Raw genomic sequence first — 14,335 nt, forward strand, 5'->3', positions numbered from 1 at the left:
TGTTTCGATCAGCACGAGGCGAAGGGCGCCGTCCGGAATGCGAACGGCTGATTCGCGGTAGACATTGAGGTGATGACTCTGCCCACCGTGGACGGACTGCGCTTCGTGACCGTCGGCCAGGACGACGACCTGGCCGCACCGCTGATGGCCGAGCTCGCCGTGGAGTACGCCACGCGCTACGACGACACGCCGGAGAACGTGACGGCCTGGCTGCGCGGCTACCCGGCCGCCCAGTTCGCCGCACCCGGAGGCGGCATGCTGATCGGCGTGCTCGACGGCATCCCGGTGACCGGCGGCGCGTTCTGTCGCTTCGACGAAGGAACGGCCGAGCTCAAGCGCATCTGGACCGACAGCGGATACCGCAGGCGCGGGCTGGGACGGATGCTGTTGCTCGCCCTGGAGGCCGAGATCACCGCGCGCGGTTACCGCCGGGTGTACCTGACCACCGGCGACCGACAGCCCGAGGCCGAGGCGCTCTACCTCGCCGCCGGCTACACCAGGCTCACCGAACCGCTGCCTGCCGAGGGTGACGTGTACCCCATCGCCTTCTCGAAGGAGCTGCACCCGTGAACGTGCCGTTGTCCATCCTGGACCTTTCGCCGATCAGTGAAGGCAGTGACGCCCCCACGGCGTTGCGCAACACCGTGGACCTGGCCCGGCACGCCGACCGATGGGGCTACCGGCGCTATTGGCTCGCCGAACACCACTTCGTCTCCGTGGCGAGTTCGTCACCGGCCGTCCTCATCGGTCAGCTCGCCGCGGCCACCTCGCGCATCCAGGTCGGCGCGGCGGCCGTGCAGCTCGGCTACACCACCGCCGTGGCCGTCGTGGAGAGCTTCGGCGTCCTCGACGCGCTGTACCCCGGCCGGATCGACCTCGGGGTGGGGCGCTCTGGTCAGCGCCGTCGTGAGGCCGTCTCGCAAGACCCGTCGAAGGCGTCGTCGTCATCCACGTCGCCCCGGGTGTGGCACGAGGTCGACGGCGTCGTCGTCCCGGCACCATTCGACCTCAGTGCGATGATGCGCAACCCACGCCTACGGGCCCGGGCGTCGGTGCTGCAGCAGCCCGAGGCCAACGCACCCGACTTCGCCGATCAGGTGGCCGACATCCTCGCGATGATCGAGGGCACCTACCGCGTCGGGGACGTGGAGGTGCGTGCCGTGCCCGGTGAGGGAGCCGCGTTGCGGCCCTGGGTGTTCGGCAGCAGCAGGGGTCAAAGTGCGCAGGTGGCGGCCAAATTCGGCCTTCCGTTCGTCGCGAGTTATCACATCACGCCCGCCACCGCGCTCGAGGCGGTCGAGGTGTACCGCGAGAACTTCCAGCCCTCTACAGCGCTGTCCGAGCCCTACGTCGTGGTCTCCGCAGACGTGGTGGTCGCCGACGACACGGCCACCGCTCGACACCTGGCGTCGAGCTTCGCGCAGTGGGTCCACGCCATTCGCGCGGGTGACGGCGCAGTGCCCTATCCCGACCCGGAGTCGACGCCACCCCTGACGGCCGATCAGCTGGAGGTGGTCAGGGATCGCACCGCAACGCAATTCGTCGGCGACCCGGACGAGGTGGCTCACCGGCTGGACGCACTGCAGCGGCTCAGCGGGGCCGACGAACTGGTCATCACCTCCGTCACCCACCGTCACGCCGACCGGTTGCGCTCCCACGAGCTGATCGCCACGCGGTGGGGGTTGGGGTAGCCGCTACGCTGGGAAGGTGCTGTCAGAGTCGACCGTGGGCTGGCTGCTGTTGGCCGCCGGTCTGCTGACCTTCGTCGCCGGCGTCGGGCTGCGCTCCCACGTCGGTCGTCGGCCCGACGGCCGAATTGGCCGAATTCTGAGCACGTTTCGAGAATCCGGGCTGGGCCGCGCGCTCTACGGGCCCGTCGCCTCGGACGCGCGCGACCCCGAAGAACTCGACCAGACGGTCCTCATGCCGACGATCGTGCTTGGCTGCGGCTTCCTGCTGACCGCGATCTTCCTGCTGGGCTACAGCTTGCTCACGTAGGCCTGCTCAGGTAGCCGCCTGCGCCGCCGCCTCCCGGATGGAGCCGCGCCAGATTGGACCGTGACCCGGCAACATCACCTCGGCGTCCAGCGCCCCGAGCGTCGACAGGCTGCGGACGCAGGCGGCCTGGTCATGGTTGAACAGACCGGGCAGCAGCTGCGGACCGCGGCGCGTCGACACGGGGTGAGCGGTGATCAGCGCGTCTCCGCTGACGAGCACGCCGTCGACGAGGTAGGAGCAGTGCCCGCCGGTGTGGCCGGGCGTCGGAATGGCCGTCGGGGTGCCGGGCAGCGCGGCGGCGACCTCGTCGGTCAGGGCGCGCGCGGTGGGGATGGCGTCGTGGGTCAGTGCGCCGACGCGCGCGATGTTCAGCGACCACGTCAGATATCTCGGGTGCCAGGCCTTGGCGGCGAGCGCGATGGGTGACACCTGTTCGAGGTAGTCGCGATGGGCGTGCCCGACCTCGCTGGTGTGGCAGAACACCGGTGTGCCATGGGTTTTCGCGAACCAGATCGCCGACCCCATGTGGTCGACGTGGGCGTGGGTGAGCAGGATCGCATGGATGTCGTCGACGCCGAAGCCGAGCTGACGCACCGAGTCCAGGACGTCGTCGCGCTGCCCGGGAAACCCGGCGTCGATGATCACCACCCCACTGCCATCGGTGACCAGCGTCCAGTTGACCAAGTCGGTGTGGGCGAAGTGCACGGAGTCGGTGATGGCCGAGAGGGTCGCCATGGCAGAAGTCTAACGAGACTGATGGAATACTCCGCCGGCCCCAGGAGTAGAACAGAAGCGTGGCTGAACTCAAGTTGGGATACAAGGCGTCGGCGGAACAGTTCGCCCCGCGGGAACTCGTCGAGCTGGCCGTCGAGGCCGAGGCGCACGGCATGGACAGTGCGACGGTGAGCGATCACTTCCAGCCGTGGCGACACGAGGGCGGGCATGCGCCCTTCTCGCTGGCGTGGATGACGGCGGTCGGCGAGCGCACCAAGCGACTGGTGCTCGGCACCTCGGTGCTGACCCCGACGTTCCGCTACAACCCGGCGGTGATCGCGCAGGCGTTCGCCACGATGGGCTGCCTGTACCCCGACCGGATCTTCCTCGGGGTGGGCACCGGTGAGTCCCTCAACGAGATCGCCACGGGTTTCGAGGGCGAATGGCCCGAGTTCAAGGAGCGCTACGCACGGCTGCGCGAGTCTGTGCGGTTGATGCGCGAACTGTGGCTCGGCGACCGGGTCGACTTCGACGGTGAGTTCTACAAGACCAAGGGCGCGTCCATCTACGACGTGCCCGAAGGCGGCATTCCGATCTACATCGCCGCGGGCGGGCCGCAGGTGGCCAAGTACGCCGGCCGCGCCGGCGACGGCTTCATCTGCACCTCCGGCAAGGGCGAAGAGCTCTACAAGGACAAGCTGATTCCGGCGGTCAAGGAGGGCGAGGAGGCTGCGGGCAAGGCCCCGGACGCGATCGACCGCATGATCGAGATCAAGATCTCCTACGACACCGACCCGGAGTTGGCGCTGGAGAACACCCGGTTCTGGGCGCCGCTGTCGCTGACCGCCGAGCAGAAGACGAACATCCACGACCCGCTGGAGATGGAGAAGGCGGCCGACGAGTTGCCGATCGAGCAGGTCGCCAAGCGGTGGATCGTGGCGTCGGATCCCGACGAGGCGGTGGCCAAGGTCAAGGACTACGTCGACTGGGGCCTCAACCACCTCGTGTTCCACGCCCCGGGCCACGATCAGCGCCGCTTCCTGGAGCTGTTCCAGCGCGACCTGGAGCCGCGGCTGCGCAAGCTCGGCTGATTTGGCAGGCTGGCACTCGTGACCCCCACGAGCGCCTCCGCCATCTACGTCGCGTCGCCCGAGGGCGACACCGGCAAGTCGACGATCGCGCTGGGCATCCTGCATCGTCTCGCTTCGACGGTGGCGAAGGTGGGGGTGTTCCGGCCGATCACGCGCATGGGCGAGGACCGGGACTACATCCTCGAGTTGCTGCTGGCGCACACCACGGCCGGGCTGAGCTACGACGAATGCGTTGGCGTGGACTACCAACGGCTGCACGACGATCCGGACGCGGCACTGGCCGACATCGTCGACCGCTACCACCAGGTGGCCGAACGCTGTGACGCCGTCCTGATCGTCGGCAGCGACTACACCGACGTCGCATCCCCCAGCGAGCTGTCGGTCAACGCGCGCATCGCGGTCAACCTCGGCGCGCCGATCGTGCTCGCCGTGCGAGCCGCCGACCGCACCCCCGACGACGTGGCCCACGTCGTCGAGTTGTGCCTTGCCGAGATCGCGGGCCAGCACGCCCACACCGCCGCCGTCGTGGCCAACAGGTGCGACCCCGACGAGCTGACCGCCGTCGCCGAGGCGCTCAAGCGGGTCGCCCCGAAGAGCTACGTGCTCCCCGACGAGCCCTTGCTGGTGGCACCGTCGGTCGCGGAGTTGACCGACGCCGTGCACGGGTCGGTGCTCAGTGGCGACGAGGATCTGCTGCACCGGGAGGCGCTGGGTGTCCTGGTCGCGGGGATGACGGCCGAGCACGTGCTGGAGCGTCTGCGGGAGGGCATGGCGGTGATCACCCCGGGTGATCGTTCCGACGTGGTGCTTGCCGTCGCGAGTGCCCATGCCGCAGAGGGATTTCCGTCGATGTCGTGCATGATCCTCAACGGCGGTCTGCCACTGCACCCGTCGATCGAGGCGTTGGTGGCCGGCCTGGGGTTGAGGCTGCCGGTCGTCACCACCGAACTGGGCACTTACGACACGGCACGGGCCGTGGCGTCGGCGCGAGGTCGGGTGACGGCGTCGTCGCATCGCAAGATCGACACGGCGCTGTCGCTGATGGACACCTACGTCGACACCGCCGACCTGCTCGCGCAGCTGTCGATCTCCGGCCCGTCGGTGGTGACGCCGCAGATGTTCACCTATCAGCTGCAGGAGCGGGCGCGTTCGGACCGCAAGCGCATCGTGCTGCCCGAGGGCGACGACGACCGGATCCTCAAGGCCGCGGGCCGGCTGCTGCAACGGTCGGTGGCCGACCTGACGATCCTCGGCGAGGAGTCGGTAATCCGAGCCCGTGCGGCCGAACTGGGCGTGGACCTGTCTGCGGCGACCGTCGTCGACCCTCGCACCAGCGAGCTGTGCGACCAGTTCGCCGAGCAGTACGCCGAATTGCGCAAGCGCAAGGGCGTCACCGTGGAGCAGGCCCGTGAGGTGATCCACGACGTCTCCTACTTCGGCACGATGCTGGTGCACAACGACATGGTGGACGGCATGGTGTCCGGAGCGAAGCACACCACGGCGCATACGGTCCGGCCCTCGTTCGAGATCATCAAGACGCTCCCAGACGTGTCCACGGTGTCGAGCATCTTCCTGATGTGCCTCGCCGACGAGGTGCTCGCCTACGGCGACTGCGCGATCGTGCCCGATCCGACGGCCGAGCAGCTCGCCGACATCGCGATCTCTTCGGCTCGGACCGCGGCGCAGTTCGACATCGAACCGCGGGTGGCGATGCTGTCCTACTCGACGGGCACGTCGGGCACGGGTGCTGACGTCGACAAGGTGAGGACGGCAACGGAATTGGTGCGCAGCCGCGAGCCCGACCTGCTCGTCGAGGGCCCCATCCAGTACGACGCGGCGGTGGAGCCGTCGGTGGCGGCCACCAAGATGCCCGACTCCAAGGTGGCGGGCCAGGCGACGGTGCTGATCTTCCCCGACCTGAACACCGGCAACAACACCTACAAGGCCGTGCAGCGCAGTGCGGGGGCCATCGCGATCGGACCGGTGTTGCAGGGACTCAACAAGCCGGTCAACGACCTGTCGCGGGGCGCGCTGGTCGAGGACATCGTCAACACGGTCGCGATCACGGCGATTCAGGCCCAGGGAAAGTGAGCGCCACCCGCACCGTCCTGGTGCTCAATTGCGGTTCGTCGTCGCTGAAGTACGCGGTGGTCGAACCGGATTCGGGACGCCAGATCGCCGACGGGATCGTCGAGCGCATCGGATCTGGACCAGTCGCCGACCACGAAGCCGCGCTGCGGGCGGCGTTCGACGAGTTGGCCGGGGACGGGCTCAAACTGGAGTCGCTGGGCTTGGTGGCGGTGGGGCACCGCGTCGTGCACGGTGGCCCGGACCTGTACCGGCCGACGGTCGTCGACGACGCGTTGATCGACACCCTCGAGACCCTGGCTCCGTTGGCGCCGCTGCACAACCCGCCGGCGATCCTGGGCATCGAGGTTGCCCGCAAGGTGCTGCCCGACCTGCCGCACGTGGCGGTGTTCGACACGGCGTACTTCCACGATCTGCCGGCCGCCGCCGCGCAGTACGCCATTCCGCGAGACGTGGCCGAGGAGTGGCACATTCGGCGCTACGGCTTCCACGGGACGTCGCATCAGTACGTCAGCGAGCAGGCCGCGGAGTTCTTGCAGGTGCCGGTGGAATCGCTCAACCAGATCGTGCTGCACCTCGGTAACGGGGCGTCGGCGTCGGCCATCGTCGGCGGCCGGCCACAGGACACGTCGATGGGGCTGACGCCGATGGAGGGCCTGGTGATGGGCACCCGATCGGGCGACCTGGATCCCGGCGTGATCATGTACCTGAACCGCACGGCCGGCATGAGCATGGCCGACATCGAGACGATGCTCAACCGCCGCTCCGGGGTCCTGGGTCTCGGCGGCGAGATCGACTTCCGGCAGTTGCACCGCCAGATCGACGCCGGCGACGCGGATGCTCAATTGGCCTACGCCGTCTACATTCATCGGCTGCGCAAGTACATCGGCGCGTACATGGTGCTGCTGGGCAACACCGACGTCATCACCTTCACCGCCGGGGTGGGGGAGAACGACGCGGCAGTCCGCCGGGATGCGCTCAGCGGTCTCGCGCCTCTCGGCATCGAACTCGACGAGCACCTCAACGACAGCCCCGGGCGCTCACCCCGACGGATCTCCTTCGAGACGTCGCGCACGACCGTGCTCGTCATCCCCACCGACGAGGAACTCGCCATCGCCAGGGCCTGCGTGGACGTCGTCGGCTCCTAGCTCGTTCTCTAGCTCGTTCAGCTCGCGTTCCCGTTCGACGCGTCTGGCGTGGTCTTGGGCGCGGGTGGTCTTGCGTCGCGGCATGGTGAGTCCCGCGGTGTGCGGTGTGGGTCCTCCGGTCGGCGTGATCGCGGCGGTGGGCGCGCTCAGTTCGGGGAACAGCAGCCGGCTACCCGGTGTGGTGACGAACTCTCGGCCGTCGGGTGCGGTCCAGATGACGGTGCCGTCGTCGAGTTGCGTATCTTGCCAACCGTTCTCGCCACCCCAGAACGTCTTCAAGAGGTGGTGTCGACGGCATACGCATTTGAGGTTGGACGCCGCAGTCGGGCCGTGCGGCCAGGGAATCGTGTGATCGATGTCCGTCTGGTTCGCCGGAATGCGGCAGCCCGGGAAGCGGCACGTCATGTCGCGGCACCGGATGAAGTCGGCCAGCTTCTTCGACGGTCGGTATCGCATTTCGGGTGGGGTTTGGCCGGGGTGCACTACTCGGGTGATGGTCGCTCCGACGGCGGCGCGGCAGGCGACGGCGCCGGGGAGGAATTGGCCGCCCATCATCGCCGCGGGTCGCAGTTTCGCGAAGTATCCGGGTGCCGGGGTGAGGGCCTCGGTGAGGGTGAGGTCACGTAGCGGCTTGTCGAAGAGCGGTGGCTCCTCGCCGTCGATGGCGGCGCGCTCGGCGGACTCCTCGGAAATGGGCGGGGCATCGGCCTCGGGGGCTTCCGGTGGCGGCGCGGGCGTCTCGGGCCGTGGCGCAGGCGGCTCGGACTCGGGCGTCGCGGTCGGATCAGCCAAGGTCTCGTCGCTGGCGATCACGTACACCACTACCCCCGTGGCGGGTGGGTTCTGGGCGGCCGCGCAGTCATCGTTGCCGCACAGGCACGCCATGCGGTCGGTCCCGATGGCCCCGACGGCGTCGGCGCGGAGTTGGTCGGCGGTCCGGGGATCGGCCGGGCACACCGTCTTGGCCAAGTTCCGCAGCCTGGCCTCGAACGCCTTCGCGTCATGGGCGAACAGGGTGGCCAACACGGTGGCCATTCCGCTGCCGTCCTCCTCGATGTGCACCTCCACCGACCGGCCTCGGGCCTTGGTCTCGCTGCGGCGCACCGCGTGCGGGTCGACCTGGTGAACGAAGACGTCGATGGCCTTCTCGGTCTTGTCGACCGACCTCAGTTCCCAGTTCCCGAATGCCTCGGCCAGCAGGGCGTCGAGCGCCCGCAACGCGTCGGGGTCGATGACCAGGGCGCCGCGGTGCACCACGGTCTTCACCAGCGCGTAGGTGATGAGCCCCTCGGCGAACACGGCGGCCACGCGAGGGAACCGGTCGTGCAATGCGACGGCGATCAACAGCTGGTGGGATGCGGCACCGGGGGTGATGTTTTGTGCGGCGCCGATGTGGGCGGCGACGGCGTCGAGGTTGTCCAGGCACCACTGGTCTCGATCCGCCGACCCCGACAGCGCATACGTCTCGTCGAGCATCGCGGCCATCGTCGCGACCCGGTGAGCGCAGGCCGCGTTCTCCACCCGCGCCCACGTCGACAGCGCCCCGGCGCCGCGGGTGCCGGTCGTGGCGTCCACCAGATCGTCGAACATGAACCCAGTTTACGGCGACGGTATGACGAAAGTCGTTCTGCTACAGGCGTTCTGTGGACGAATGCCGGACTGTGGACAACCCCGCACGGGCTGCCAGAAATGTCGGCAGGGAGTGCTAGGTGGTTTGAGGTGACCGCGCCCTCCAAGCCCAGGGTGCTGGCTCTCACCGGATAATCCCAGGTTCGGAACATAGCGTCGTCTGGTGCCATCTCCAGCTCAGGCCCCGCTCACCCTTCAGGTGGCGGTCGAGTCGTGGCACCTGGACCCCGCAGCGCTCCTGCTGATCGTGGCGTTCGGCACTGGCTACGCATGGTGTCGCAGGGCGGCCCGAGCCGCCGCGCCGCCCGAGCGCGCACCCGCGTACTGCTTCGCCGCCGGGCTCGTCACGTGGGCCATCGCAACGTCGAGCGTGGTCGCCGTCTATGCGCCCGTCCTGTTCTGGATGCGTGCCCTGCAGGTGCTGGCACTGCTGTTCGTCGTCCCGTTCCTCCTCGCCCTCGGCAGGCCCGTCACCACGCTGCGGGCCGCGCTACCGGAAGCAGGCCAAGACCGGGTGGACCACGTGCTCGCCACCCGGGCCTGCCGGGTCGCGGCATCCCCACTGTGCACGTCGGCTGCGATGCTCGGATTGCCGTGGCTGCTCTACCTGACACCCTGGTACGTCGCCTCGATGACGGGCATCGTCGGAGCCGCGACCCGAGTGGTGTTGGTGATCGTCGGCTTCGGCTACTACTACGCGCGGGTGCAGACCGATCCGGTGCCCCGTCGTTACCCGCCGCTGCTCTCGGTGGGCATCAGCGTCGTGGAGTCCCTCGGCGACGGACTGCTGGGCCTCGTGCTGTGGCTGGGCCCGCTGATTGCGGTCGGCTATTACGCCGGGCTGCAACGCGATTGGGGTCCCAGTCCGAGGACCGACCAGTCCGTCGGAGCGGGAATTCTCTGGATCGTCGGCGACGTCCTCGGGGTCCCGTTCCTGGCCGTCCTCTTCCGGCGGCTGTCGAAACACGAGAAGTCCCGAGCCCGAGAAGTCGACGCCGAGATCGAAGAGAAGGCCGACGTAGCCGAGCCCGCGCTGTGGTGGGAAGCCGACCCGCAGCTGAACCAGCGCTTCCGGCGAGGCTAGAAGGTGCTCATCGGCCGCACGCTGTTGGCCAGATCGACCAGCGCATAACGGTGTTCCTGCGTCGGCGCCACCCGGGAGAGTCCCCGTAGCGAGGCCTCCACCCCGAGTCGTAGCCCATGCTCGGTGAAGGGGAAGCCGAGGATGTGATTGGTGCTCGCCTCGTTGTCGGCCAACCAGTCCATCGCGGTGCCGAGCACCAGTGCGCGGATCTGCAGCACCCGGGGCTCGGTGTCGGGCAGCACCTCGACCCGCCTGGCGGCGTCGCGGATCTGCTGTTCGGTGATCTCGCTTCCCGACCGGCCGGACAGCAAGGTCACGGCGCTGGTGAGTCGCGCGGTGGTGAAGTGGCGAGAGGTGGGCGGCACCTGATCGAGCGTGGTGACGGCCTCGTCGCGCAGACCGTCGGCGGATTGCGTGCGGGCCAAACCGAATCCGGCCGAGATGATGCCGTTGTCGGTGTTCCACACGGTCTTGTAGAACCGGCGCTCGTCGGCTGATCCCGACAGCTCAGCGGTCGCGGCCAGCGCCAACTTCGGTGCCAGCTCGCCGGGCAGCGTGTCCAGCACCTCGGTGAAGTGCTTGGTGGCGGATTCGTAGTCCGCAGAGAGCAATTCGGCCACCGCGCGGAACCATACCAACCGCCAACGCCAACCCACCCGCTCGCCGAGATCGTCGAGCTTGCGGTTGGCCTTGGCCACGTCGCCCAGGTCGAGCAACGCCCGCACCTCCATCAGCGGGAGCTCCACGGACTCCGAGAGGTCGACACCGCCGTCGGAGTCCAGCGATCCGTATCGAGCCGCGCGCAGCGAATCGAGGGTCTGCACGGGCTGGCTCAGCACCGTCGCCGACAGCACCGCGGCGCCGACGTCGGCGGGGTCGACGAGCGGAACCTGCAGTGCCCGAACGATTTCCTGCGCCGTGAGCTTCTCCGAGTGCACCTGGCCGTCGAGGTAGACGTCGGTGTGTGCGACGAGCAGGTCGACGCCGAACGTCGAACGCGAGGGACTGAATACGGCCGACAAGCCCGGCCGCGGCACACCGGTGTCCTGGGCCACGACCTCGCGCAACACGCCGATGAGCTGACCGGACATCTCCTCGGCGCTGGCGAACCGGCGCCGCGGGTCGGGGTCGATCGCCCGCTGCAGTAGGCGTGCGAACGAATCGTATTTCAGCAGAGTGGGGTCACCCTCGGGCAAGCCGTCGTCGTAGCGACCGTTGCGGGTGCGCAGCGCCAGCGTCAGTGCCGCCAGGGTGCGGCCGACGGTGTAGATGTCGGTGGCGATGGTCGGCCCGGTCTTGACGATCTCAGGAGCCTGATAACCCGGTGTGCCGTAGAGGAACCCGTAGGAATTCAACCGGGACACGGCGCCGAGGTCGATCAGCTTGAGCTGCTCCTCGGTCACCATGATGTTCTCGGGTTTGAGGTCGTTGTACACCAGGCCCATCGAATGCAGGTAACCCAGGGCGGGCAGGATCTCCAGCATGTAGGCGATTGCCTGGGCGACCGGAAGTTGGTGCCCCCTGGCCTGTTTCAGCGACGTGCCGCCGACGTACTCCATCACGATGTAGCCGACGGGGTCGCCGTTCTTGTCGTCGTGCTCGACGAAGTTGAAGATCTTGACGATCCCCGGGTGGGTCACCTCGGCGAGGAACTGACGCTCGGCCATGGCGATCGACTGCGCCTCGGCGTCACCGGAGTGCACCAGGCCCTTGAGCACCACCGGCCGGTCGTTGACGTTCTTGTCGAACGCCAGGTAGATCCAGCCGAGGCCGCCGTGGGCGATGCATCCCTTGATCTCGTACTGGTCGACGACCATGTCGCCCGGACTCAGCTGTGGCAGAAAGGAATACGGGCTGCCGCAGTGAGGGCACCAACCCTCGGAAAGCGCCTCGCCGTCCGAGGTCGAGCGGCCGACCGGCTTGCCGCAATTCCAGCAGAACCGCTTCGCCTCCGCGACGACCGGGTTGGTCATCAACGCTTCCAGCGGGTCGCGTTCCGGTACGCGCGGCACCTCGACCAGGCCGCCGCCGAGCCGTCGGATGGGGGACCACTGACGCGTCAGCATGGTCGGCTGCTCGTGAGGCTCGGTCTCGACGCTTCCGACCGTGAAGCCCTCGGAGTCGTCGAAGTTCGGCCGGAAGACGGCCTGGGTGGCCATCGGCCGCATCGTCGCCAAGGAGTCGTAGCTCATCGCGTCGGCCGGCTGAGTGCCCGGATACTCCTCGTCGTGCTCTTCCTGCGCGCTCATTGGGCTTCATACCTCGGCGAGGGTGGCGAGGGAGCCGGTCCGAGCACGGTCAACCACTTGCGGTACAACGTGTTCCACGTGCCGTCGCGCCGGATGCGTTCGAGGGTTCCGTTGACGAACCGGACCAGGCCGGTGTTCTCCTTGTTGACCCCGATGCCGTAGGGCTCCTTGGCCATCGACGGTCCGACGATGTGCAGGTACGGATCCTGGCTCACCAGGCCGGCGAGGATCGAGTCGTCGGTGCTCACCGCGTCGACCTGACGCTGCTGCAACGCGACGAGGCAGTCGGCCCACGTCACCACCTCGACGATGACCGGCGGCGGGTCGACCTGTCGGACCCGCTCCAGCGACGTCGTCCCCGCCACGGCGCACACCCGCTTGCCGGCGAGATCGGAGGCCTGTGCGATCGGGGAGTCGCGGGGCGCCAGGATGCGTTGGGTGGCCGCCAGGTACTCGGTGGAGAAGTTCACCAGTTCCTTGCGCGCACAGGTGATGCTCATGGTCTTCACGACGATGTCGACCTGGTTGTTCTGCAGTGCCGTGATGCGATCGGCCGAGGACAGGATGCGGTACTCCACCTGTGACGGCGTGCCGAAGATGTCCCTTGCGACCTCCCCGGCGATGTCGACGTCGAAGCCGGTAATCTCACCGGTGATCGGGTCGCGGAAGCTCAGCAGGTTGCTGCCGATGTCGAGTCCGACGATGAGCCGACCCCGGTTGCGAATGTTCATCACGGCTTCGTCGGCATCGGCCTTGGTGCTGAACGGTCGGAGGCTCGCCGTGCACCCGCCGTAGCCTTCGTCGTCGTCCTCGGAGTCCGGTGCCAGTGCGGGCAGCGGCGGAGCCTCCTGCATACCCGCGGGCGTGGGGGGTGCGAGCGTCACGCTCGGCACGTCGTCCACGGGCGCGGTTTGGCTGCAGCCGGCCACCGTCAGCACTGCTGCCACCGCCGCGAGGATGCGTTTCATCGGCTTCATGCTCTTCGCGCAAGCGCTCATCGGTACTCACTCAACCTCGGCCACAGCCCCAACGCCACCGCGATCGCCGCGATGATGCTGAGCACCGCGGCGCCGACCGTCGCGCCCGAGAGCACCCGGCGGGCGTTGACGATGTCGTTGCGCAACTGCTGGCGGCTCTCCTCGATGCCCTTCGTCAGCGCCGCGTCGAGCTTGTCGAAGGCCGGCGTCGAATCGTCCTCGCCGGTGCCGAGGGCGACCTGGGTGGCGGCCTGATAGTTGCCCACCGCGATGTAGGCGTTGATCCGGTCGTCGGCGGCGCGCCACCGTCGCAGCAGTTGTTCGGCGTCGGCGAGATCGGACTTGTCGATCGCGTCCTTGCGGCCCAGGTAACCCGCGAGCTGTTGCTGCATGGTGTCGATGCGCTGGTAGTAGGACTGCTTGCGGACGCCCTCGTCACCGCGGCGGATCAACGACAGCGTCTCGTCGGCCCGCGCCTGCTGAGCGGTGATGGCCATGGTGGTGACGGTCTTGAGCGATTCGGCGGCGGTGCTCTTGGCGCTGCGGCTGTCGGCGGTCGAGATCGCCAGCGCGGTACCCACCCAGATGATCATCACGAGCACCGCGATACCGCCGGCGACGAAGCCGACGTTGACGCGCCGGCGGGTGCGCCGGGCCAGCCACCGGTTCGCGAACGCGCCGAACATCAGGGTTGCCAGGACGACCAGGATGACGGGGGCCGGGATGCGCGTCGAGGCGGTGGTCTCGGTGTCGACCTGCTTGCTGGTCTCCTCGTAGAGGCGCTGGGCGTCGGGCAGGATCTGCGTCTGCATCAGAGACGACGCCTCCGACAGGTACGACGACCCGACGGGGTTGCCCGCACGGTTGTTGGTACGTGCGGTCTCGACGAGACCGGTGTAGACGGCGAGTTCGGCGTTGACCCGGCCGAGCAGCCGGACCATGTCGTCGTCGGTGAGGCCGCTGGAGGCCCGCGTCACCGCCACCGACGCGTCGGTGATCGCCTGTTCGTAGCGCTGCCGGACGGCGCGCGGCTCCGCACCGGAGATGAAGGCCGTCGCGGCGGCGGCGTCGGCGACGGACAGCGTGGTGTACAGCTGGCCGGCCGCGAACGCCAGCGGCTCGGTGTGGTCGAGCACGTTGGACAGCGCCTGCTGGCGGTCGTTGATCGTGGTCGAGGTCGCGAACGCACACGCGATGACCATGGCGGCCAGCACGATGCCGATGGTCAGGATGCGGCCGGGCGTGGTCCAGAGGAACCACCAGCGCGGGTGGGCTGGTTTCGTCTGCGAGCGCGACGCAAGGGGCTCGGTGGAAGGATGCGCCAACTCCACGGTCACCTGTGCGCGGACCTCTGCTC

General features: G+C 68.3%; 12 protein-coding genes. 7 read left to right on the forward strand and 5 right to left on the reverse strand.

The annotated features are described in order from the left end of the window. Nucleotides 1–72: 72 nt before the first annotated feature. From H7K45_RS11065 to H7K45_RS11075, 3 genes are read left to right on the forward strand one after another with little or no spacing between them, the layout of a single operon-like run. Entirely contained in the window at nt 73–570 is a 498-nt protein-coding gene (locus H7K45_RS11065) for a GNAT family N-acetyltransferase (protein WP_263995852.1), read from the forward strand. Then, a complete protein-coding gene (locus H7K45_RS11070) occupies nt 567–1,691 on the forward strand; it encodes an LLM class flavin-dependent oxidoreductase (protein ID WP_263995853.1) in 1,125 nt (374 codons plus the stop codon). The genes H7K45_RS11065 and H7K45_RS11070 overlap by 4 nt, the downstream gene beginning before the upstream one ends. Nucleotides 1,692–1,707: 16 nt before the next feature. Beyond that, nucleotides 1,708–1,998 (forward strand): hypothetical protein, encoded by a 291-nt coding sequence (locus H7K45_RS11075; protein WP_308206402.1) that lies wholly within the window; start codon nt 1,708–1,710, stop codon nt 1,996–1,998. Between the two features lie 6 nt (nt 1,999–2,004). Here H7K45_RS11075 and H7K45_RS11080 read toward each other — a convergent pair whose 3' ends face one another. Beyond that, nucleotides 2,005–2,733, reverse strand: coding sequence for an MBL fold metallo-hydrolase (locus tag H7K45_RS11080; RefSeq protein ID WP_263995854.1), 729 nt, complete (start codon nt 2,731–2,733; stop codon nt 2,005–2,007). Nucleotides 2,734–2,792: 59 nt separating this feature from the next. Between H7K45_RS11080 and fgd the strand changes: the two genes are divergently transcribed. From fgd to H7K45_RS11095, 3 genes are read left to right on the forward strand one after another with little or no spacing between them, the layout of a single operon-like run. Continuing rightward, entirely contained in the window at nt 2,793–3,803 is a 1,011-nt protein-coding gene (gene fgd, locus H7K45_RS11085) for a glucose-6-phosphate dehydrogenase (coenzyme-F420) (RefSeq protein ID WP_263995855.1), read from the forward strand. 18 nt (nt 3,804–3,821) lie between these two features. Then, a complete protein-coding gene (pta, locus tag H7K45_RS11090) occupies nt 3,822–5,894 on the forward strand; it encodes a phosphate acetyltransferase (RefSeq protein ID WP_263995856.1) in 2,073 nt (690 codons plus the stop codon). Beyond that, nucleotides 5,891–7,039 carry an acetate kinase gene (locus tag H7K45_RS11095; RefSeq protein ID WP_263995857.1) on the forward strand — a complete coding sequence of 383 codons (1,149 nt, stop codon included), beginning with the start codon at nt 5,891–5,893 and terminating at the stop codon, nt 7,037–7,039. Before pta ends, H7K45_RS11095 begins: the two co-directional genes overlap by 4 nt. Here the strand turns inward: H7K45_RS11095 and H7K45_RS11100 are convergent. Beyond that, nucleotides 6,932–8,629 carry an HNH endonuclease signature motif containing protein gene (locus H7K45_RS11100; RefSeq protein WP_263995858.1) on the reverse strand — a complete coding sequence of 566 codons (1,698 nt, stop codon included), beginning with the start codon at nt 8,627–8,629 and terminating at the stop codon, nt 6,932–6,934. The genes H7K45_RS11095 and H7K45_RS11100 overlap by 108 nt on opposite strands. 202 nt (nt 8,630–8,831) lie before the next feature. Between H7K45_RS11100 and H7K45_RS11105 the strand changes: the two genes are divergently transcribed. Then, on the forward strand, nt 8,832–9,752 hold the full coding sequence (locus tag H7K45_RS11105; RefSeq protein ID WP_263995859.1) for a cytochrome c oxidase assembly protein: 921 nt from the start codon (nt 8,832–8,834) through the stop codon (nt 9,750–9,752). On the opposite strand, the gene H7K45_RS11110 is transcribed toward H7K45_RS11105, so the two are convergent. The 3 genes from H7K45_RS11110 to glnX are packed head-to-tail and all read right to left on the reverse strand — an operon-like array spanning nt 9,749 to nt 14,315. Then, nucleotides 9,749–12,001: a serine/threonine-protein kinase PknG gene (locus H7K45_RS11110; protein WP_263995860.1), complete on the reverse strand. Its 2,253-nt coding sequence runs from the start codon at nt 11,999–12,001 to the stop codon at nt 9,749–9,751. The two genes, H7K45_RS11105 and H7K45_RS11110, sit on opposite strands and share 4 nt — an antisense overlap. Further along, nucleotides 11,998–12,999 (reverse strand): glutamate ABC transporter substrate-binding protein, encoded by a 1,002-nt coding sequence (locus H7K45_RS11115; protein ID WP_372512530.1) that lies wholly within the window; start codon nt 12,997–12,999, stop codon nt 11,998–12,000. Before H7K45_RS11115 ends, H7K45_RS11110 begins: the two co-directional genes overlap by 4 nt. Continuing rightward, nucleotides 12,996–14,315: a protein kinase G-activating protein GlnX gene (glnX, locus tag H7K45_RS11120; protein ID WP_263995862.1), complete on the reverse strand. Its 1,320-nt coding sequence runs from the start codon at nt 14,313–14,315 to the stop codon at nt 12,996–12,998. Before glnX ends, H7K45_RS11115 begins: the two co-directional genes overlap by 4 nt. Nucleotides 14,316–14,335 lie beyond the last annotated feature (20 nt).

It is taken from the genome of Mycobacterium yunnanensis, assembly GCF_025823185.1.
GTDB classification, from domain to species: domain Bacteria; phylum Actinomycetota; class Actinomycetes; order Mycobacteriales; family Mycobacteriaceae; genus Mycobacterium; species Mycobacterium yunnanensis.

What these genes read in the sequence shown, in the direction of transcription:
- H7K45_RS11065 (WP_263995852.1), top strand. Translation starts at nt 73, where the DNA reads ATGACTCTGCCCACCGTGGACGGACTGCGCTTCGTGACCGTCGGCCAG.
- H7K45_RS11080 (WP_263995854.1), bottom strand. Translation starts at nt 2,733, where the DNA reads ATGGCGACCCTCTCGGCCATCACCGACTCCGTGCACTTCGCCCACACC.
- H7K45_RS11100 (WP_263995858.1), bottom strand. Translation starts at nt 8,629, where the DNA reads ATGTTCGACGATCTGGTGGACGCCACGACCGGCACCCGCGGCGCCGGG.
- H7K45_RS11110 (WP_263995860.1), bottom strand. Translation starts at nt 12,001, where the DNA reads ATGAGCGCGCAGGAAGAGCACGACGAGGAGTATCCGGGCACTCAGCCG.
- H7K45_RS11115 (WP_372512530.1), bottom strand. Translation starts at nt 12,999, where the DNA reads ATGAGCGCTTGCGCGAAGAGCATGAAGCCGATGAAACGCATCCTCGCG.